Origin of the sequence: Bacillus sp. JJ722 (assembly GCF_036963345.1) — a bacterium.
Classification (GTDB): Bacteria; Bacillota; Bacilli; order Bacillales; family DSM-1321; genus Bacillus_AD.
In genome coordinates this window covers 15597-34355 of the sequence record NZ_JBALMO010000133.1, presented here as the reverse complement: position 1 = coordinate 34355, position 18759 = coordinate 15597, and the positions used below count along the sequence as shown (strand labels likewise).

The window sequence follows — 18759 nt, the reverse complement described above, 5'->3', positions numbered from 1 at the left end:
TAATTATTTGATGTATGGATCATTAAATGAGTACAATTACCTTATTAGTAATAAACTTTTACCAAGAAAACAGCAGGTAATTAAAGTGAAGATTTTGGTTAACTGTTAGTTGTGAAAAAGATTGTAGTTCATGTGTAGGATATTGGTAATATCTTTTATACTAATAAAAAAGGAGGAGTTTCATGAAAAGGATATTGTTTGTTTGTACAGGAAATACATGTAGAAGTCCAATGGCGGAGGCTATTTTAAAAAACTATTCATTAAAAGGGGTAGAAGTGAAATCAGCTGGTCTATATGCAAGTAAAGGGCAAGCTGCGTCACAACACGCAAGAGATGTTTTAGCAGATCATCAGATTCTTCATCAACATTCATCTAAATCACTTTCATTAGAACACATCGAGTGGGCTACACATATTCTAACGATGACCAATTCACATGTTGTACAAATCAACCATCTATATCCTGAATTTTCTAATAAAGTTAGCACATTAAAAGGCTTTGTTCAGCAAAATTTGGTTTGTGAAGATGTAGTTGATCCATATGGTGGTTTAAAGTTGCATTATGAGGCAACTTTTAAAGAGCTTGCTGAGCTAATAGAGTTGTTAACAATTAAGTTAAATGATGAGTAAAGTTAACAATTCTATTAATGGGGATTATAATCTCCTATTTGGGTTACATACGTATAAGAAAATATCATTTCTTAGGAGGGTATAACATGGAGGGGAAAAGAGTTTTTCGTTTTGGGTTAAGAAAGAAGCTAGTATTTTTTATAACGATTGTGGCACTTGTGACATATTCAACTAGTGGGGTATTTATTTATGCGTTATATCCTATGTTCTTTAGCGGGATAAATGAAGTTTTATTTACAACTACTACATTAATGGCTGGTATTATCTGGTCTGGAATTCTCGCTTTCTTCGCTGCAGGTTTAATTATTAAACCTCTTCAACGATTAGAAGAAGTAGCGATTAACGCAGCTGAAGGGAATATTAAACAAGATTTAGAGATTTCAAAATCAGATGATGAAATTCGTTCTCTAGGGATTACGTTTAATCATATGTTATCTAATTTGCGAGTGATGGTGCAAAGTATAGATGAGAACTTTCAGGAAACAAATAATAAGGTCATTACCATTTCTCAGGAATCATCTGTTGCTGCTGAGCAGGCAGACAATATAAGAAGAACAATTAATGAAATATCAGTAGGGGCTGATAATTCTGCTATTTCTATTCAAGAAACGGCAGAATCTGTTGATGAGATTATTATGATTGCAAAAGTGGTCCAAGAGAAGGCTCATTCTTCTGTTAATGTTTCGAAAGAAATGGTAGATGAATTAATGCAAAGTAAAGAAATCATTCATTCTCTTATTTCAGGTATACAAAGATTAGCAAAAGAGAATAAAGAGTCATTGCAATCCGTCAAAAGGTTAGAAGAAAACGCTAAACAAGTTGAAACAATTATTCAGCTAGTAGGAGATATTGCGAAGCAAACGAATCTATTAGCACTCAACGCTTCTATTGAAGCAGCAAGAGCTGGAGAACATGGCAAAGGTTTTGCTGTTGTAGCTGAGGAAGTTCGTCTTCTGGCGGATGAAAGTGCGGAAGCTGTACAAGGAATTACTGAACTAATTCAGAACATTCAGCATGAAGTTAAAGGTGTTGTAAAGCAAATACGTGAACAAGTAGAAATGGCAAATGGAGAAGCAGATAAAGGTGTTACAACGAATGAAAGTATTGAGGAAATGACTAATACTGTACATAAAGTTGTAGAAGCCGTGAATGACATCACGGAATTAGTGGAAAAACAAATGATCAGTGTCGAGAAAACATCGCTTAAATCACAAGAGGTAGCCGCTATAGCAGAAGAAACATCTGCAGGAGCTGCTGAAGTAGCTGCTTCAACTAACGAGCAAGTTGTTGTTATGGAAAATGTAGAAAAGTTAACAATTGACTTACAAGCACAAGCTGATAAGCTAAAGAAAACAATTACTCGTTTTCAGAAGTAGTTCATTCTAAAAACAAAATGAACATTTAGAAAAAGTGTAGATGTTAGCTTGTTCCTTTAGAACAAACATTCAATGTGAAAAGGAGACGATCAAGATGAAGGTAGCTATCGCATCAGATCACGGTGGTATGAATATTCGTGAAGAAATAAAATCATTGTTAGAAGAAATGGGTATTCCATATGAAGATTTTGGATGTGAGTGTTCAACGTCTGTTGATTATCCAGACTATGCTCTACCAGTAGCGGAAAAAGTTGCAAATGGCGAATTCGATAAAGGAATTTTAATTTGTGGGACAGGTATTGGTATGAGTATTGCTGCAAACAAAGTAAAAGGTATTCGTTGCGCGCTTGTACATGATTCTTTCAGTGCGAAAGCTACACGTGAGCACAATGATACAAATATGCTTGCTATGGGAGAACGCGTAATTGGACCAGGATTAGCAAGAGATATTGCAAAAATATGGTTAACTACTGATTTTGAAGGTGGACGCCACGAAAATCGATTGAATAAAATTACTCAATACGAGAATTCAAATCCATCGTTATAATAGGAGGTTTTTGTAGGGATGAAAGAGAGAGTAGATGCAACAGAATTAGAGAGTATGAAACAACAGCTGAAACAAGCTCTTTCTGATTTACAAGCTCACTCGAATTTTGCACGGTACAAACAACTTGTGATAGGTTGTAGTACAAGTGAAGTAGTGGGAGAGCAAATTGGAACAGCTGGGACGTTAGAAGTAGCAGAAGCAATATTTCATATCATAAATCAGTTTTCGAAGGAACATGATATCGCCATTGCTTATCAATGCTGTGAGCATTTAAATAGAGCACTTGTTGTTGAGACTTCTACGATGGAGAAGTTTGGTTATGAAGAAGTGTGTGTTGTGCCGGTCCAAGCTGCTGGCGGTGCACTCGCAACATGTGCTTATCAGAATTTAAATGAAGCTGTTTTAGTAGAACATATTCGTGCAGAGGCAGGAATAGATATTGGAGATACTTTCATAGGTATGCATTTGAAACAAGTTGCTGTACCTGTTCGTTCAATAACTAAAAATATAGGAAAAGCTCATCTAACTATGGCCGTTTCTCGTCCAAAACTAATTGGTGGAGTACGATCTGTATATGGAGACATAGATAGATAATCAATTTAAGACTGAGTCAAACGACCTATTATGGAAGCCTCTGATTATTTAAATATAAATCAGGGGCTTTAAAAAACGAATAATTAACGATATTTTTTTCGAAATGTTCGTCAATCAGTTATTTTGTTTTTCTTTACTTAGAAAAAGTTTAGGTACTATTCATGAGAAGACGAACGTGATAAAATGAAGTTGAATTTTCAAAAAGTTACGTGTGAATGCAAGGTTTTTGCAAATATGGCTATGCAATGATACTAGGAGGATGGCAATGAAACATTTAGTTGAGCAAGACAAACAAGTATTTGATGTAATTCAAAACGAATTAAAACGACAAAGAACAAAGATTGAATTGATTGCTTCTGAAAACTTTGTAAGTGAAGCAGTTATGGAAGCTCAAGGCTCTGTTTTAACAAATAAGTATGCAGAAGGTTATCCAGGTAAACGTTATTATGGTGGCTGTGAGCATGTAGACGTTGTAGAAGATTTAGCAAGAGACCGTGCAAAAGAAATCTTTGGAGCAGAGTATGTGAATGTTCAACCACATTCAGGTGCACAAGCGAATATGGCTGTCTATTTCACAATTCTAGAGCCAGGTGATACAGTTCTGGGAATGAACTTATCTCACGGTGGGCATTTAACGCATGGTAGCCATGTTAACTTCAGTGGGGTTCTTTATAACTTTGTAGAGTATGGTGTAGATGAAGTTACACATCGTATTGATTATGATGATGTTCGTGCTAAAGCTTTACAACATAAACCAAAATTAATCGTTGCTGGTGCTAGTGCATACCCTCGTGCAATTGATTTTAAGAAGTTTAGAGAGATTGCAGATGAAGTTGGTGCACTATTCATGGTGGATATGGCACATATTGCTGGATTAGTTGCAGTAGGATTACATGAAAACCCAGTACCTTACGCTGACTTTGTTACAACAACAACTCATAAAACATTGCGCGGACCTCGTGGCGGTATGATTCTTTGTAAAGAAGAATACGGTAAGCAAATCGACAAATCAGTTTTCCCTGGTGTTCAAGGTGGACCTTTAATGCATGTTATTGCAGCTAAAGCAGTTGCGTTAGGAGAAATACTACAAGATTCTTTCAAAGATTATGCTGCTAATATTATTAAGAACTCTAAACGTCTTGCTGAAGGCTTAAAGAAAGAAGGCTTCCGTTTAGTTTCTGACGGAACAGACAATCATTTAAATTTAGTAGACGTAAGTGGTTTCAATATTACTGGTAAAGTAGCGGAGCGTGTCCTTGACGATGTCGGTATCACTGTAAATAAAAATGCGATTCCATTCGATAAAGAAAAGCCATTTGTAACAAGTGGTATCCGTATCGGTACAGCAGCGGTAACGACTCGTGGTTTTGTAGAAGAAGACATGGATGAAATTGCTAGCCTAATTGGATTAGCATTGAAGAACCATGAAGATGAAGCAAAACTAGCTGAAGTAAAAGAACGTGCTGAAGCTTTATCAGGTAAATACGAGCTTTATCCATCTCTATAAAATTCAAAGCTACTAAGCGTAAATTTACGTTTAGTAGTTTTTTTGTGCGAGTTGAAGGGAAAACTATAATAACAAAACATTAACCGGTTAAAGAAAATATATTTCGTATGCATGTTTTCTTTTTACGATAAGAGTGAAGTTTTTCTAACATATGATTAAGATTATTGATACTTGCAAATTTTTTATGTAGAATTAACAGAAGTGTGTTTTTTGTAACCTAAAAATTCTTTCAAATAGAAAAGGAGAGATCCTCCATGGCAAAAGTTTATGTATTTGATCACCCATTAATTCAACACAAGCTTACATATATTCGTGATAAGTCAACCGGAACAAAAGAATTCCGTGAGCTTGTTGATGAAGTAGCAACTCTTATGGCATTTGAGATTACTCGTGATATGCCACTGAAAGAAGTACAAGTAGAAACTCCAGTTGAGGTATCAACATCTAAAGTTTTATCTGGTAAAAAATTAGGTATCGTTCCAATTCTGCGTGCTGGTATCGGTATGGTTGAAGGAATTCTAAAGTTAATCCCTGCTGCAAAGGTTGGGCATATCGGCCTGTATAGAGATCCTAAAACATTTATGCCAGTAGAATACTATGTGAAATTGCCTAGCGATGTAGAAGAAAGAGAATTCATCGTAGTAGATCCAATGCTTGCAACGGGTGGTTCAGCTATTGAAGCGATTAACTCACTTAAGAAGCGTGGAGGAAAAAATATTAAGTTTATGTGCTTAATTGCTGCTCCAGAAGGTGTAGAAGCATTACAAAAAGCACATGATGACGTTGATATTTATATTGCAGCACTTGATGAAAAACTAAACGAAAAAGGCTATATTGTTCCAGGTCTAGGCGATGCGGGTGACCGTTTGTTCGGAACAAAATAGAAAAGGTGATATTATGGCCCAGCGAATTAAGGTAATGACAATCTTCGGGACGAGACCTGAAGCTATTAAGATGGCTCCATTAGTTTTAGAACTTCAAAAGCAATCTCAGCATTTTGAATCGATTGTAACCGTAACTGCTCAACACCGCCAAATGCTGGATCAAGTTCTAGAAATCTTTGATATTAAACCTGATCATGATTTAAATATTATGAAAGACCGTCAAACATTGATTGATGTCACAACTCGCGGTTTAGAAGGTTTAGATAAAGTTATGAAAGAAGTACAACCAGATATCGTGCTTGTTCATGGTGATACAACAACAACATTTATTGCAGCACTTGCAGCATTCTATAACAAAATTGTTGTAGGTCATGTTGAAGCAGGATTACGTACTTGGAATAAGTACTCACCATTCCCGGAAGAAATGAATCGTCAGCTAACGGGTGTTATGGCAGACCTACATTTCTCTCCAACAACTAAATCTGCTGAGAATTTATTGAATGAAAATAAAGATAAAGATTCTATCTTTATTACTGGTAATACAGCGATTGATGCTCTTTCAACGACTGTTAAGGAAGAGTATAGCCATCCTGTATTAGATAAGCTTGGAAATGATCGTCTGATTTTATTGACAGCTCATCGCCGCGAGAATTTAGGCCAACCTATGAGAAATATGTTCAGAGCAGTTAAACGAATTGTTGATGAACATGATGATGTACAAGTTATCTATCCAGTTCATTTAAATCCAGTTGTACGTGAACTTGCGGATGAAGTTTTAGGAAATGATCCTAGAATTCAATTAATTGAGCCTTTAGACGTTTACGACTTCCATAACTTTGCTTCAAGAGCTCACTTGATTCTAACTGATTCAGGTGGTGTACAAGAAGAGGCTCCTTCACTTGCGGTTCCAGTATTGGTTCTTCGTGATACGACAGAGCGACCAGAAGGAATTGAAGCTGGTACATTGAAGCTTGCAGGTACGGAAGAAGAAACAATCTATAGTATGGCTAAAGAGCTATTAACAAATCAAGAAGCGTATGAAGCAATGGCGCATGCAGCTAATCCATATGGAGATGGAAAAGCTTCAGAACGTATTGCCGAAGCTATTCGCTTCTATTTCAAACAAACAGAAGAAGAACCAAAACCTTATAATCCTTTAGAGAAATAAGTGATCTATGAATTAAGGTTTAAAAAGCACATCGTATGACGGTGTGCTTTTTTTATTTAATTTAAGCTTATTATTTTGAAATTTTGCATACATCTTCTTGGTTTAGTCACAATAAAGAGAGGAGGAATCTGGCATGAAAAAAAATTTTTTTCTTCTATTAATAATATTATCTGTCTGTATAATTATTTTTTCAAAGCCTGTTATATCGATTGAAAATAAAAAAGAGGATAATAGTAATGAGCAAATAATTGCTATTGTTACAGCTACTAGCCTACAAGCTTTTAATGAGAAATTACACATTGCTCGACATTTTCCTGGTATAACGGTAAGGAGAGTATTTCGTCACGCATTGGATGGCTTCTCTATAGAAGGGAAGAGGGAAGATATAACAAAATTTAAACGCGCAATAGGTGATAGTTATTTGCATGAAGCCGTTTCCTACACAATGACGATTAATGATAGCGTTCCTTTTATAGGAGGTAGAGCTATTAGAGGACTATACGATGAACGTGGGCAGAGATTAACAGGAAAAGGTGTGAAGGTTGGCGTTATTGATACAGGAATCGATTATACACATCCTGATTTGAAGCGAGTTTATAAAGGTGGTAAGGATTTAATCGATGGTGATAACGATCCTATGGAAACGCTTTCTCCTTCTTACTTTGCAACATTGCATGGAACCCATGTGGCCGGCATTATTGGGGCAAATGGAAAAATGAATGGTGTTGCTCCAGAGGCAGAAATATATGCCTACCGGGCATTAGGGCCTGGTGGTTCAGGAACCTCGGAAGGAATTATTGCTGCTATTGATGCTGCTATTTCTGACAAGATGGATATTGTTAACTTGTCATTAGGAAACACGATTAACGGTCCGGACTTACCCATCACATTAGCATTAAACAAAGCGGTTAAATTAGGTATAACAGCCGTTGTTTCAAGTGGTAATTCTGGTCCAAAGCCATGGACAGTTGGATCCCCTGGAACATCAACAAAAGCCATTTCAGTAGGTGCTTCTTATCCTCCTGTTAGACAACCCTTTCTACAAGTAGGCATAGGAAACAGTCGCTTAAGAATACTATTACAGCAAATATACGGTGCGAAAGAATGGAGTTATTATCCTTCAAAACAGCTTGTTGATGGTGGGTATGGTACGAAGGAAGAATTGAAGTCGGCAAAAGGAAATTTAGTTTTAATCAAAAGAGGAAAGCAAAGTTTGCAAAAAAAAATAAAGAATGCTGAAGAGAATGGCGCAGTTGGTGTAATCATTTACAATGATGTTGAAGGAAGTTTCATTGGAAGTATAACAGAAGATGTTAGCATTCCTGCGGTAACAATTGAGAAGAAGGATGGTATGCAGATAAAGAAGCTTTTACAATCAAATCGAAAAATGCTTGTGCAAACAGTTTGGTTAAAGGAACAAGATCATCTTGCCTCCTTTAGTTCACGAGGGCCTGTAACAGTTAGTTGGGAAATTAAGCCGGATGTAGTAGCGCCTGGAGTTGCTATTGATAGTACTGTCCCTGGCGGATATTTAGCCTTACAAGGAACCAGTATGGCAGCTCCACATGTAGCGGGTGCAGCAGCCTTATTGAAACAAGCTCATCCAGAATGGAAACCAGATCAAATAAAATCAGCACTTATGTCTACTGCGAAGCTACTGAAGAAAACAGATGGTGAGTACTATAAAACCTATGAACAAGGATCGGGGCGTATACAGGTAGATAAAGCCGTTAAAGCAGATACTTTTTTTTACCCTAATTCGTTAACTTTTGGATTGTTTAATCGTCAGGCTGGTGAGGCTCAGCATGTGAGAGAATTGACTGTAGAGAACAAAAGTAAATTTTCCAAGCATTATTCTTTTCATATTCCGAAAGATGATGTAGGTTTATTATGGAGAGTACCGTTCTCATTTACACTTAAACCAAATGAGAAAAGGAAAGTCTTTATTTCGTTATCTGTAAATAGTAATAAAATGACGAAAGGTGTTTATGAAGGATACTTTCTTGTGAAAGAGGGGATTAACAATTTACATATCCCATATATATACATGAAAGAGGAGCCTGAATATCCACGGATTATGGGATTTTTCTTTAGTTCTGGAGATACTCCTGATACTTATAAGTACGAAATGTATGTTCCAGGAGGAGGAGATGAGCTGACCATTGCTCTATATGAATATGATACATATCGATATGTGGGGTTACTTGATCAAGCAAATCCACTTCCGAAAGGATTGATACAGAAAAGTTTTAAACGGGTAGAGTTGCCACCTGAGGGTGTTTACCACGCAATTCTTATGGTAAAAAAAGGGAATAATAGTGAAGAATACCATAAAATAATTCAAATAAACTAACTAATTGTAAAAATTTATGAAAGTGTGAATATCTGATTAAAATGATTTTCCGCGTATTGTAAATTCCGTAACACGTTCATTGACAACATAAAGAGCCTATTGTATTATAACAAAGGATGTAAATTGATAGGGTTTTCAAAAAATTTTGTATAATTCAGTTTACAACCTACTCATGTTGTTAAGAGTAGTAACTCGTTATAGGTAAAAACCATCATTTACCAAACATCTTGGGAGAAAAATGTCTTATTTTTGTCGATTTTTTGTAGATAAATTGTGAAATTTTTGTCGACACATTTGACGAAAAATCATATAGAATGATTAGTATTCTACATTTTATGTGAAAGCTAATCTAATAGTAAATTTACTGCTAGAATTTTTATGACATACATAAAAGGTAGGGTCCCTAACAATGGACCGCGTAAATTTTAGTGTTGCTTAATAACATATACTTAGGAGATTAATCAAAAAATGCAAGAATTGCAGTTGTTAATGAAAGCACAGCTAAAATATATATTGTATATATTAGCTTTGTTTGTTCTCGGATGGGGATTTACAGATTATAAATCTGTGTTTGCAGGCCTAATTCTAGGAACCGTAGTTGGCTTATTCAACTTATGGGTATTAGCTAAGAGGTCAATGAAAATTGGACAAGCTGCAGTAGAAGGTAAGAAGGTTCGTTCCGCAGGAAGTTTTTCTAGGTATGCCTCTGCTATATTAGCGACTTTGATTGCTATGGAGTTCCCCGAACACATTAGCATCATCGGTACTGTATTGGGATTAGTGACAGCTACGGTTGTCGTAACTATAGTTTTTATTATCCAAAAATATAACGTCAATAACGAGGAAGAGAGGTGAATACTCTTGAATCATGGAGCTCCTATTGTTGAATTTGCGGGATTGCAGTTTAATCTGGCAAATAGCCTGATGATTGTAGTAGCGTCTGTAATAACATTCCTTATTGCTTTCTTTGCTACTCGTAACTTACAGCTCAAACCTACGGGTAAACAGAACTTTATCGAGTGGGTATTAGATTTTATTAAGAATATGATTAACAGTGCCATGGATTGGAAATCAGGTGCTCGATTCCTAATGTTAGGAATGACCTTGATTACGTATATCTTTATTTCTAACGTAATGGGTCTACCATTTAGTTTGGTGGTGGGACCTGAACATATCCTTTGGTGGAAATCGCCAACTGCTGATCCGGCGGTAACGTTATCATTATCACTTATGATATTAGCGTTAACGCACTATTATGGAATCAGAATGAAAGGGATAGGTAACTACGGTAGAAGCTACTTCCAGCCAATGGGTTTCTTATTCCCAATTAAAATTATGGAAGAATTTGCGAATACATTAACCTTAGGTCTTCGACTTTACGGTAACATTTTCGCAGGTGAAATTCTTCTAGGTTTACTAGCAGGTATAGGTGGTGCTAGTATATTAGGATTCTTCGGTGCAGTCGTTCCTATGGTTGCATGGCAAGCCTTCTCTATTTTCGTTGGTGGAATCCAAGCGTTTATCTTTACAATGTTAACAATGGTTTACTTAGCTCATAAAGTGGCTGATGACCATTAATTATAAAAATAAGTAAAAAATAAGTAAAAAATAATACTAATTAATTTTTAGGAGGATATTTAACATGGGTCTTATAGCAGCTGCAATTGCAATCGGATTAGGTGCAATAGGTGGAGGTATTGGTAATGGTTTAGTTATCTCCCGTACAATTGAAGGGGTTGCTCGTCAACCAGAACTTAAAGGTACTTTACAAACTCTAATGTTCATCGGTGTTGGTTTAGTAGAGGTAGTTCCAATTATCGCTGTAGTTATTTCGTTCATGGTTCTTGGTAGATAATTTCTCTAAAAGGTAAAAATGGCGAAGATCATTACCATAGACCTTCGCCTTTACTTTATGCTTCTTAAAACATACAAACTTATGTATTAAATAAATGATTTTTTTCTTTAGGTTATCATTTTCGAACTACTCTTTGAAAGGAGTGAACCAATCGTGTTAACGAATAGTTTTGTATTAGGTGCTGGTGCTGGCTTTAATGGTGGAGACATGCTTGTTCAATTAGTGTGTTTTATTATCTTGTTAGCATTACTAAGAAAGTTCGCGTGGGGACCGCTTGTTAATATGATGAAACAACGTGAAGAACACGTTGCAAATGAAATCGATGCAGCAGAGAAAACACGTGCTGAAGCGAAGAAATATCTTGAAGAGCAACGCGCTCTAGTTAAACAATCGCGTGAAGAAGCGCAAACTTTAATTGAAAACGCGAAGAAGCATGGTGAAGTACAACGTGAAGAAATCGTTGTTGCTGCTCGTGCGGAAGCAGATCGACTTAAAGAAAATGCGAAACGTGAAATCATTACTGAGAAAGAAAAAGCTGTTGCAGCATTACGTGAGCAAGTAGCTTCATTATCAGTTCTTATTGCTTCTAAAGTAATTGAGAAGGAACTTACAGTAGCAGATCAAGATAAGTTAATCAATGAATATCTTCAAAAGGCAGGAGAAGAGCGATGAGCAATACTATAGTAGCGAAACGTTATGCAACGGCTCTTTTAGAAATTGCAAAAGAAAAGAATATTCTTGATCAATTAACTGAAGAAGCTCGCACTGTGAATGAAGTATTCACTTCAAATCCAGAGATTGCTTCTTTCTTAAAGCATCCAAAAGTATCGTCTCAACAAAAAAAGCAATTTATCACAGAATCATTTGCAAGTGTTTCTCAAGAAATGAAAAATACGCTAATGTTAATGATTCAACGTCAACGAATTGATGAAATCAAGCAAATGGCTGCTGATTTAGTTGATTTGATTAATGATGTGAAATCTGTAGCAGAAGCGACAGTCTATACAACTAGACCACTTACAGATGCAGAACGTGAAGCAGTTTCAACTGTTTTTGCAGAAAAAATCGGAAAACAATCTTTAAAAATAGATAATATTGTTGATCGTGATTTAATCGGTGGAATTAAACTTCGTATCGGAAACCGTATTTTTGATGGAAGTGTAAGCGGTAAGCTACAACGATTAGAACGACAACTGTTAGCTTAAACAATCGAAGATAGGGGTGAATTTCATGAGCATTAAAGCTGAAGAAATCAGTGCGCTGATAAAAAAGCAAATTGAAAACTATCAGTCAGAGATCGAAGTAAGCGATGTAGGTACAGTTATCTCAGTTGGTGACGGTATCGCACGTGTTCATGGTCTTGATAATGTAATGGCTGGAGAGCTTGTTGAGTTCTCAAACGGTGCTATGGGTATGGCACAAAACCTTGAGTCAAATAACGTTGGTATCGTTATTCTTGGACCTTTCGCAGAAATTCGTGAAGGTAGCGATGTTAAACGTACAGGTCGTATCATGGAAGTTCCTGTAGGTGAAGCATTAATTGGACGTGTAGTAAATTCACTAGGCCAACCAGTTGATGGTTTAGGTCCTATCAACACTACAAAAACTCGACCAATTGAAAGTCCAGCAACAGGTGTAATGGATCGTAAATCTGTAGATCAACCATTACAAACAGGTATTAAAGCGATCGATGCTCTTGTACCAATCGGACGTGGTCAACGTGAGTTAATCATCGGAGACCGTCAAACTGGTAAAACATCTGTAGCAATCGATACAATCTTGAACCAAGCGGATCAAGATATGATTTGTATCTATGTTGCTATTGGTCAAAAAGAATCAACAGTTCGTTCAACAGTTGAAACTTTACGTAAGAACGGTGCTTTAGATTACACAATCGTTGTAACAGCATCGGCTTCTCAACCAGCACCATTACTATTCCTAGCTCCTTATGCTGGTGTAGCTATGGGTGAAGAATTCATGTTTAATGGTAAGCATGTTCTGATTGTATATGATGATTTATCAAAACAAGCAGCTGCATACCGTGAACTTTCACTATTATTACGTCGTCCTCCAGGTCGTGAAGCATTCCCAGGGGATGTATTCTACTTACACTCACGTCTATTAGAACGTGCTGCAAAATTGAATGATACGCTAGGTGGAGGTTCTATTACTGCACTTCCATTCGTTGAAACGCAAGCGGGGGATATCTCAGCTTACATTCCGACAAACGTAATTTCAATTACTGATGGACAAATCTTCTTACAATCTGATCTTTTCTTCTCTGGTGTTCGTCCAGCGATCAATGCGGGTCTTTCAGTATCTCGTGTTGGTGGATCAGCTCAAATTAAAGCAATGAAAAAAGTTGCTGGTACATTACGTCTTGACTTAGCTTCTTTCCGTGAGCTAGAAGCGTTTGCTCAATTCGGTTCTGACCTTGATAAAGCAACTAAAGCGAAACTTGATCGTGGTGCTCGTACAGTAGAAGTACTGAAACAAGATCTAAATAAACCACTTAAAGTTGAGAAACAAGTAATGATTCTTTTCGCTTTAACTCGTGGTCATTTAGATGATATAGCTGTTGCTGATATTCGCCGATTTGAAGCAGAATATTTAAGCTGGTTAGATCACAACCACACTGCATTGTTAGATGAAATTCGTACAACAGGTAACTTACCTAAAGAAGACGCAATTAATGCTGCTATCGCTGAGTTCAAGAAAACTTTCGTAGCAAAAGCATAATATCTAACAATTTGAAAAGGGTGGTGAGAAAGAATGGCATCTTTACGCGATATTAAATCTCGTATTACATCTACTAAGAAGACGAGTCAAATTACTAAAGCGATGGAAATGGTATCTGCTTCCAAGTTAAACCGTGCTGAAGCAAATGCGAAATCATTTGTTCCTTACATGGAGAAAATTCAAGAAGTAGTTGCGAACATTGCTGTAGGAACATCTGGGGTTAAGAACCCTATGCTAGTGTCTCGTCCAGTAAAGAAAACGGGTTATATTGTTATCACATCCGACCGTGGATTAGCGGGAGCCTATAATAGTAGCGTTCTCCGTCAAGTCTTTCAAACAATTAAGCAACGCCACAAATCTGAAGATGAATACGGCATTATCGCTATGGGTCGTGTTGGACGCGATTTCTTTAAATCACGTGGGATGAATGTAGTACTAGATATTACAGGTATCTCTGACCAACCATCATTTAGCGATATAAGTGATGTAACGAGACAAACAGTTGGAATGTTCTCTGATGGAACATTTGATGAACTGTATATTCATTACAATCACTTCGTAAGTAAAATATCATCTGAAGTGACTGAGAAGAAGCTTCTTCCATTATCGGATTTAGCTGTTTCTTCTAAGTTAACATCATATGAATTTGAACCTTCACCTGAAGAAATTTTGGAAGTTCTTCTTCCACAATACGCGGAAAGCTTAATTTATGGTGCATTACTTGATGGTAAAGCTAGTGAACATGCTTCTCGTATGACAGCTATGAAGAGTGCTACTGACAATGCTGCAGATTTAATTAGCAATCTTTCATTAGTATATAACCGTGCTAGACAAGCTGCGATTACACAAGAAATCACTGAGATTGTCGGTGGCGTGGCAGCATTAGAATAGAATTAATTATATGACGAGGGAAAAGCATTGAGCTTCCACTTGTTCTTGAATAAATAGATCGTGTTGTAAAAGTAATGATAGGAGGGAAAACGATGAATAAAGGACGCATTTCTCAAGTAACGGGTCCAGTTATCGACGTACAGTTTGAAAGCGGAAAGCTTCCTCAACTATACAATGCATTAGTAGTAAAAAATGCAGCAACTGGCGATTCCCTAACATTAGAAGTTGCCCTTCATTTAGGCGATGATACAGTTCGTACTGTTGCGATGGCTTCTACTGACGGTATCACTCGTGGAGCTGAGGCTGTAGATACTGGTGCTCCAATTTCTGTACCAGTAGGAGATGTAACATTAGGGCGTGTATTTAACGTATTAGGTGAAAATATTGACTTGTTTGATCCACTACCAACAGATGTACGTAGAGATCCAATTCATAGACAAGCACCAACGTTTGAACAACTTTCTACTCAAGTAGAAATCTTAGAAACAGGTATTAAAGTAGTAGACTTACTTGCACCATATATCAAAGGTGGAAAAATCGGTCTATTCGGTGGAGCGGGTGTTGGTAAAACAGTTCTTATCCAAGAACTTATCAACAATATCGCACAAGAGCATGGTGGTATTTCTGTATTCGCGGGTGTTGGTGAACGTACTCGTGAAGGAAATGACTTATTCCATGAAATGAGTGATTCAGGCGTTATCAAGAAAACTGCCATGGTATTCGGACAAATGAATGAGCCACCTGGAGCACGTATGCGTGTTGCACTTAGTGGTCTTACAATGGCTGAATATTTCCGTGATGAGCAAGGCCAAGACGTGTTATTCTTTATCGATAACATCTTCCGCTTTACTCAAGCAGGTTCTGAGGTATCTGCGTTACTTGGACGTATGCCATCTGCCGTTGGTTACCAACCAACTCTTGCAACTGAGATGGGTCAACTTCAAGAGCGTATCACATCTACAAGCGTAGGTTCAGTTACATCTATCCAAGCGATTTATGTACCAGCCGATGACTATACGGATCCGGCTCCAGCGACAACTTTCGCTCACTTAGATGCAACTACAAACTTAGAGCGTAAACTTTCTGAAATGGGTATTTACCCTGCGGTGGATCCTCTTGCTTCAACTTCTCGTGCATTGTCACCAGAAATCGTTGGAGAAGAGCACTATGAAATTGCTCGTAATGTTCAACAAACATTACAAAAATATAAAGAGCTACAAGATATCATTGCAATCTTAGGTATGGATGAGCTTTCTGAAGATGACAAGTTAGTCGTTGCACGTGCTCGTCGTATTCAAAACTTCTTATCACAAAACTTCCACGTTGCGGAGCAGTTTACTGGTCAACCAGGTTCTTACGTTCCTGTTAAAGAAACAGTACAAGGCTTTAAGGAAATCTTAGAGGGTAAATACGATGACCTTCCTGAGGATGCTTTCCGTCTAGTTGGACGTATTGAAGAAGTAGTAGAAAAAGCAAAAGCAATGGCTTAATAAAGGGACCTAGGAGGGTATGAAATGAAGACGATAGAAGTCAATGTTGTTACTCCCAATGGCCCAGTATATAGCGGTGAAGTCGAAATGGTGAGCACAAAAGCTCAAAGTGGGGAGCTAGGTATTCTACCAGGCCATATTCCAATGGTTGCTCCTTTAAGAATCGGTGCAGTTCGTCTTAAAAAGGATGGAAAAACAGAATTCGTTGCAGTAAGTGGTGGATTTTTAGAAGTACGTCCTGACAAAATCACTATTCTTGCTCAAACAGCAGAACTAGCAGATCATATTGATCTTGCTAGAGCGATTTCTGCAAGAGATCGTGCTGAGCGTCGTGTTCAAGATAAGCAAGACAATGTGGACTCTAAGCGTGCAGAGCTTGCTTTAAAGCGTGCCATTAATCGTATTTCAGTATATGAGAGCCTGAAGTAAAATAAAAAAAGAGGTCGTTGTGAAGGAATAATCTTTCACAATGACCTCTTTTTTGATGAGATATAGATAAGTTTGCTCGATGTTTAATCTTACAACTTAGATATCTGCCGCATAGCTCCTTTTGGGCTTGCATAAATATTGAAGTAGGAAGATTTTCAAGATGTTGAATATGTCCTCCGACTGAAAAGAATTGGTGCAAGTTTTGTGTGTTTTAAGGAGCTTTTGAACGTGTCGACACTCTTTTGTAACAATGTTATAATGTACATAATTTCATATTATGTTATTTTTTGGTGTCTAACTCCAGCACCCAGCTCCTAGTGGACTTCGCCAACCTCCCTACGATAAGTCAACTAAGAAATGCTGAAACGGCCCGTTCAGCCCCGCTGTCATAAGACGAATCACACAGGAAATCCTGATTTCCGAAGTGATTTGGCNNGGGGCTGGCCGTTGAAGCTGGACAATCGATGTGCTTATCAACTCTTCGTGTTTCCTTTATCTCGGTCGGTGGTCGAAAGAAGATACGGAGCAAAACGGGTGCTTGCGCTTTTCTTGGTGTTTTAGAGTAGGGAGTAAAGCTCGCTATTCTTTTACATATTACAAAAAATCAAAGGGGGAGGGGCATGGAATTATTAAACTGGTATCAGAATAATTATCTGATTGTCTTTGTTTTTCTATGTCTAGGGGTATTGCTACCAATTGTAGCTCTTTTTTTGGGCAAGCTGTTAAGGCCTTATAAGCCTAGTGCAGCGAAGTATACAACGTACGAGAGTGGAATAGAACCGTTCCATGATTCAAGGGTGCAATTTAATGTGCGTTATTATATGTTTGCCCTATTGTTCGTCATCTTTGACGTGGAAACTGTATTTCTTTATCCGTGGGCAGTGGCCTATGAGGAGCTTGGAATTTTTGCGTTAATAGAAATGCTAATCTTTGTAGTTATGTTATTAATTGGTCTCATCTATGCTTGGAAAAAGAAGGTGTTAAAATGGACCTAAAGTTAGATGGAATTTCTACGCAAGAAATGGACAGTTTACGACAAAATATTTTCTTATCTACTTTGGAGCAAATGAAAGCTTGGGCTAGAAGTAATTCACTATGGCCGATGACGTTTGGTCTTGCTTGTTGTGCTATTGAAATGATGGGTGTAGGCTCATCACATTATGATTTAGATCGTTTTGGATCGTTCTTTCGTACATCGCCACGCCAATCAGATGTTATGATCGTTTCTGGTACTGTTACGAAGAAAATGGCCCCGATTGTAAGGAGGCTATATGATCAGATGCCAGAGCCGAAATGGGTAATAGCTATGGGCTCATGTGCAACAGCAGGAGGTCCTTATGTTAAATCCTATTGTGTTGTGAAAGGTGTCGATCAAATCGTTCCAGTTGATGTTTATATTCCTGGATGTCCACCGAATCCAGCTGCTTTAATGTATGGGATAAATAAATTACGTGAGAAAATCCGCTACGAAGCTAAGACTGGGAAGCGGGTGATGTAGCGTGAGTGAGAAAGATATAGAGAAAGTAAAGAAAGAAAAAATAACCACTGATGATAAAGACTCTACTGCACCAGAAACGAGTTATCAGAAGCTTGATCAAGAACCAGTAAATAAACCAAACCTTAACCCCCTCGAATCTACAAAAGATCAAGTTAAAGAAACTGTACAATCTAAACCATCCGCAGAAGCTAATAAAGCTGATATATCACCAGAAAAGGAAAAAGCTATTGCCGCTGCAAAAGCAAAAGCTGCCGCGATGGCAAAAGCGCGTGCTGCTAAAGCAGCGAAAGAGAATGAAGAAGAAGTATTAGAACCTTCACATAATCAACCATTACTAGAAAAGTATGTGAAAATTATCGAAGAACACTTAGGTAAGAATACTTTGGAAGATTTTTATATTAATAGATTATCTAAGCATGTGCCTACATTGATTGTGAAGCAAGAAAGTTATTTTGATTTAGCAACTGTTTTAAAGAATCATTCGGAGCTCCAATTTGATTATTTAGTTGAGTTGCACGGAACAGATTTCGTAACGTATATGGAAGTCTATGTATACTTGTATGCGCTATCATTTTATCATCCCATTGTCGTTAAAGTGAAATTGGATCGCAATCAACCTAGTATTCCATCGATTGTATCATTATGGGATGGCGCAAATTGGCCTGAATGTGAAGCCTATGATTTATTAGGGATACGTTTTGAAAACCACCCGGATTTGAAACGGATACTTTTAGGTGAAGATTGGGTTGGATACCCACTAAGAAAAGACTATGAGCCGCATGATGTGGAGGTGTAACAG

At 37.4% G+C, this 18759-nt stretch carries 20 protein-coding genes and 1 pseudogene; all 21 read left to right on the top strand.

Features of this window, described 5'->3' with window-relative positions; translation table 11 throughout:
* Window positions 1–182: 182 nt before the first annotated feature.
* The 21 genes and pseudogenes from V7014_RS16560 (at window position 183) to V7014_RS16465 (ending at window position 18756) form a co-directional block, all read left to right on the top strand.
* On the top strand, window positions 183–629 hold the full coding sequence (locus V7014_RS16560; RefSeq protein ID WP_335508544.1) for a low molecular weight protein arginine phosphatase: 447 nt from the start codon (window positions 183–185) through the stop codon (window positions 627–629).
* A 17-nt stretch (window positions 630–646) separates the two neighbouring features.
* A pseudogene (locus V7014_RS27305) lies at window positions 647–1063 on the top strand (HAMP domain-containing protein); the annotation flags it as partial.
* Window positions 1058–2005 (top strand): methyl-accepting chemotaxis protein, encoded by a 948-nt coding sequence (locus V7014_RS16555; RefSeq protein WP_438824929.1) that lies wholly within the window; start codon window positions 1058–1060, stop codon window positions 2003–2005. The pseudogene V7014_RS27305 and the gene V7014_RS16555, both read left to right, overlap by 6 nt.
* 94 nt (window positions 2006–2099) lie before the next feature.
* Entirely contained in the window at window positions 2100–2552 is a 453-nt protein-coding gene (gene rpiB / locus V7014_RS16550) for a ribose 5-phosphate isomerase B (protein ID WP_335508542.1), read from the top strand.
* Window positions 2553–2570: 18 nt separating this feature from the next.
* Window positions 2571–3146, top strand: coding sequence for a TIGR01440 family protein (locus V7014_RS16545; protein WP_335508541.1), 576 nt, complete (start codon window positions 2571–2573; stop codon window positions 3144–3146).
* A 265-nt stretch (window positions 3147–3411) separates the two neighbouring features.
* Window positions 3412–4653, top strand: a complete 1242-nt coding sequence (gene glyA / locus V7014_RS16540; protein ID WP_335508540.1) for a serine hydroxymethyltransferase — start codon at window positions 3412–3414, stop codon at window positions 4651–4653.
* Between the two features lie 254 nt (window positions 4654–4907).
* Window positions 4908–5537 carry a uracil phosphoribosyltransferase gene (gene upp, locus V7014_RS16535; protein ID WP_335508539.1) on the top strand — a complete coding sequence of 210 codons (630 nt, stop codon included), beginning with the start codon at window positions 4908–4910 and terminating at the stop codon, window positions 5535–5537.
* Between the two features lie 13 nt (window positions 5538–5550).
* Window positions 5551–6705, top strand: coding sequence for a non-hydrolyzing UDP-N-acetylglucosamine 2-epimerase (gene wecB, locus V7014_RS16530; protein ID WP_335508538.1), 1155 nt, complete (start codon window positions 5551–5553; stop codon window positions 6703–6705).
* A gap of 133 nt (window positions 6706–6838) precedes the next feature.
* Entirely contained in the window at window positions 6839–9058 is a 2220-nt protein-coding gene (locus tag V7014_RS16525; RefSeq protein ID WP_335508537.1) for a S8 family serine peptidase, read from the top strand.
* A 468-nt stretch (window positions 9059–9526) separates the two neighbouring features.
* Window positions 9527–9913 carry an ATP synthase subunit I gene (locus tag V7014_RS16520; RefSeq protein WP_335508536.1) on the top strand — a complete coding sequence of 129 codons (387 nt, stop codon included), beginning with the start codon at window positions 9527–9529 and terminating at the stop codon, window positions 9911–9913.
* A 6-nt stretch (window positions 9914–9919) separates the two neighbouring features.
* The gene (atpB, locus tag V7014_RS16515; RefSeq protein WP_335508535.1) at window positions 9920–10636 is read left to right on the top strand and encodes a F0F1 ATP synthase subunit A; all 717 of its coding nucleotides are present in this window, start codon (window positions 9920–9922) and stop codon (window positions 10634–10636) included.
* 64 nt (window positions 10637–10700) lie between these two features.
* Complete coding sequence (atpE, locus tag V7014_RS16510; protein WP_335508534.1) at window positions 10701–10913, top strand: F0F1 ATP synthase subunit C; 213 nt, start codon at window positions 10701–10703, stop codon at window positions 10911–10913.
* 153 nt (window positions 10914–11066) lie between these two features.
* Entirely contained in the window at window positions 11067–11585 is a 519-nt protein-coding gene (gene atpF, locus V7014_RS16505) for a F0F1 ATP synthase subunit B (RefSeq protein ID WP_335508533.1), read from the top strand.
* On the top strand, window positions 11582–12118 hold the full coding sequence (locus V7014_RS16500; protein ID WP_335508532.1) for a F0F1 ATP synthase subunit delta: 537 nt from the start codon (window positions 11582–11584) through the stop codon (window positions 12116–12118). Before atpF ends, V7014_RS16500 begins: the two co-directional genes overlap by 4 nt.
* 25 nt (window positions 12119–12143) lie before the next feature.
* Complete coding sequence (atpA, locus tag V7014_RS16495; RefSeq protein WP_335508531.1) at window positions 12144–13652, top strand: F0F1 ATP synthase subunit alpha; 1509 nt, start codon at window positions 12144–12146, stop codon at window positions 13650–13652.
* Between the two features lie 33 nt (window positions 13653–13685).
* Window positions 13686–14543, top strand: coding sequence for a F0F1 ATP synthase subunit gamma (locus tag V7014_RS16490; RefSeq protein ID WP_335508530.1), 858 nt, complete (start codon window positions 13686–13688; stop codon window positions 14541–14543).
* A gap of 92 nt (window positions 14544–14635) precedes the next feature.
* Window positions 14636–16033, top strand: coding sequence for a F0F1 ATP synthase subunit beta (gene atpD, locus V7014_RS16485; RefSeq protein WP_335508529.1), 1398 nt, complete (start codon window positions 14636–14638; stop codon window positions 16031–16033).
* Window positions 16034–16057: 24 nt separating this feature from the next.
* Window positions 16058–16462, top strand: coding sequence for a F0F1 ATP synthase subunit epsilon (locus tag V7014_RS16480; protein WP_335508528.1), 405 nt, complete (start codon window positions 16058–16060; stop codon window positions 16460–16462).
* A 620-nt stretch (window positions 16463–17082) separates the two neighbouring features.
* Window positions 17083–17457, top strand: coding sequence for an NADH-quinone oxidoreductase subunit A (locus tag V7014_RS16475; RefSeq protein ID WP_335508527.1), 375 nt, complete (start codon window positions 17083–17085; stop codon window positions 17455–17457).
* Window positions 17448–17960 carry a NuoB/complex I 20 kDa subunit family protein gene (locus tag V7014_RS16470; protein ID WP_335508526.1) on the top strand — a complete coding sequence of 171 codons (513 nt, stop codon included), beginning with the start codon at window positions 17448–17450 and terminating at the stop codon, window positions 17958–17960. The genes V7014_RS16475 and V7014_RS16470 overlap by 10 nt, the downstream gene beginning before the upstream one ends.
* A 1-nt stretch (window position 17961) precedes the next feature.
* On the top strand, window positions 17962–18756 hold the full coding sequence (locus V7014_RS16465) for an NADH-quinone oxidoreductase subunit C (RefSeq protein ID WP_335508525.1): 795 nt from the start codon (window positions 17962–17964) through the stop codon (window positions 18754–18756).
* Window positions 18757–18759 lie beyond the last annotated feature (3 nt).

What these genes read in the sequence shown, in the direction of transcription:
- V7014_RS16560 (WP_335508544.1), top strand. Translation starts at nt 183, where the DNA reads ATGAAAAGGATATTGTTTGTTTGTACAGGAAATACATGTAGAAGTCCA.
- V7014_RS16555 (WP_438824929.1), top strand. Translation starts at nt 1,058, where the DNA reads ATGTTATCTAATTTGCGAGTGATGGTGCAAAGTATAGATGAGAACTTT.
- rpiB (WP_335508542.1), top strand. Translation starts at nt 2,100, where the DNA reads ATGAAGGTAGCTATCGCATCAGATCACGGTGGTATGAATATTCGTGAA.
- V7014_RS16545 (WP_335508541.1), top strand. Translation starts at nt 2,571, where the DNA reads ATGAAAGAGAGAGTAGATGCAACAGAATTAGAGAGTATGAAACAACAG.
- glyA (WP_335508540.1), top strand. Translation starts at nt 3,412, where the DNA reads ATGAAACATTTAGTTGAGCAAGACAAACAAGTATTTGATGTAATTCAA.
- upp (WP_335508539.1), top strand. Translation starts at nt 4,908, where the DNA reads ATGGCAAAAGTTTATGTATTTGATCACCCATTAATTCAACACAAGCTT.
- wecB (WP_335508538.1), top strand. Translation starts at nt 5,551, where the DNA reads ATGGCCCAGCGAATTAAGGTAATGACAATCTTCGGGACGAGACCTGAA.
- V7014_RS16525 (WP_335508537.1), top strand. Translation starts at nt 6,839, where the DNA reads ATGAAAAAAAATTTTTTTCTTCTATTAATAATATTATCTGTCTGTATA.
- V7014_RS16520 (WP_335508536.1), top strand. Translation starts at nt 9,527, where the DNA reads ATGCAAGAATTGCAGTTGTTAATGAAAGCACAGCTAAAATATATATTG.
- atpE (WP_335508534.1), top strand. Translation starts at nt 10,701, where the DNA reads ATGGGTCTTATAGCAGCTGCAATTGCAATCGGATTAGGTGCAATAGGT.
- V7014_RS16500 (WP_335508532.1), top strand. Translation starts at nt 11,582, where the DNA reads ATGAGCAATACTATAGTAGCGAAACGTTATGCAACGGCTCTTTTAGAA.
- atpA (WP_335508531.1), top strand. Translation starts at nt 12,144, where the DNA reads ATGAGCATTAAAGCTGAAGAAATCAGTGCGCTGATAAAAAAGCAAATT.
- V7014_RS16490 (WP_335508530.1), top strand. Translation starts at nt 13,686, where the DNA reads ATGGCATCTTTACGCGATATTAAATCTCGTATTACATCTACTAAGAAG.
- atpD (WP_335508529.1), top strand. Translation starts at nt 14,636, where the DNA reads ATGAATAAAGGACGCATTTCTCAAGTAACGGGTCCAGTTATCGACGTA.
- V7014_RS16480 (WP_335508528.1), top strand. Translation starts at nt 16,058, where the DNA reads ATGAAGACGATAGAAGTCAATGTTGTTACTCCCAATGGCCCAGTATAT.
- V7014_RS16475 (WP_335508527.1), top strand. Translation starts at nt 17,083, where the DNA reads ATGGAATTATTAAACTGGTATCAGAATAATTATCTGATTGTCTTTGTT.
- V7014_RS16470 (WP_335508526.1), top strand. Translation starts at nt 17,448, where the DNA reads ATGGACCTAAAGTTAGATGGAATTTCTACGCAAGAAATGGACAGTTTA.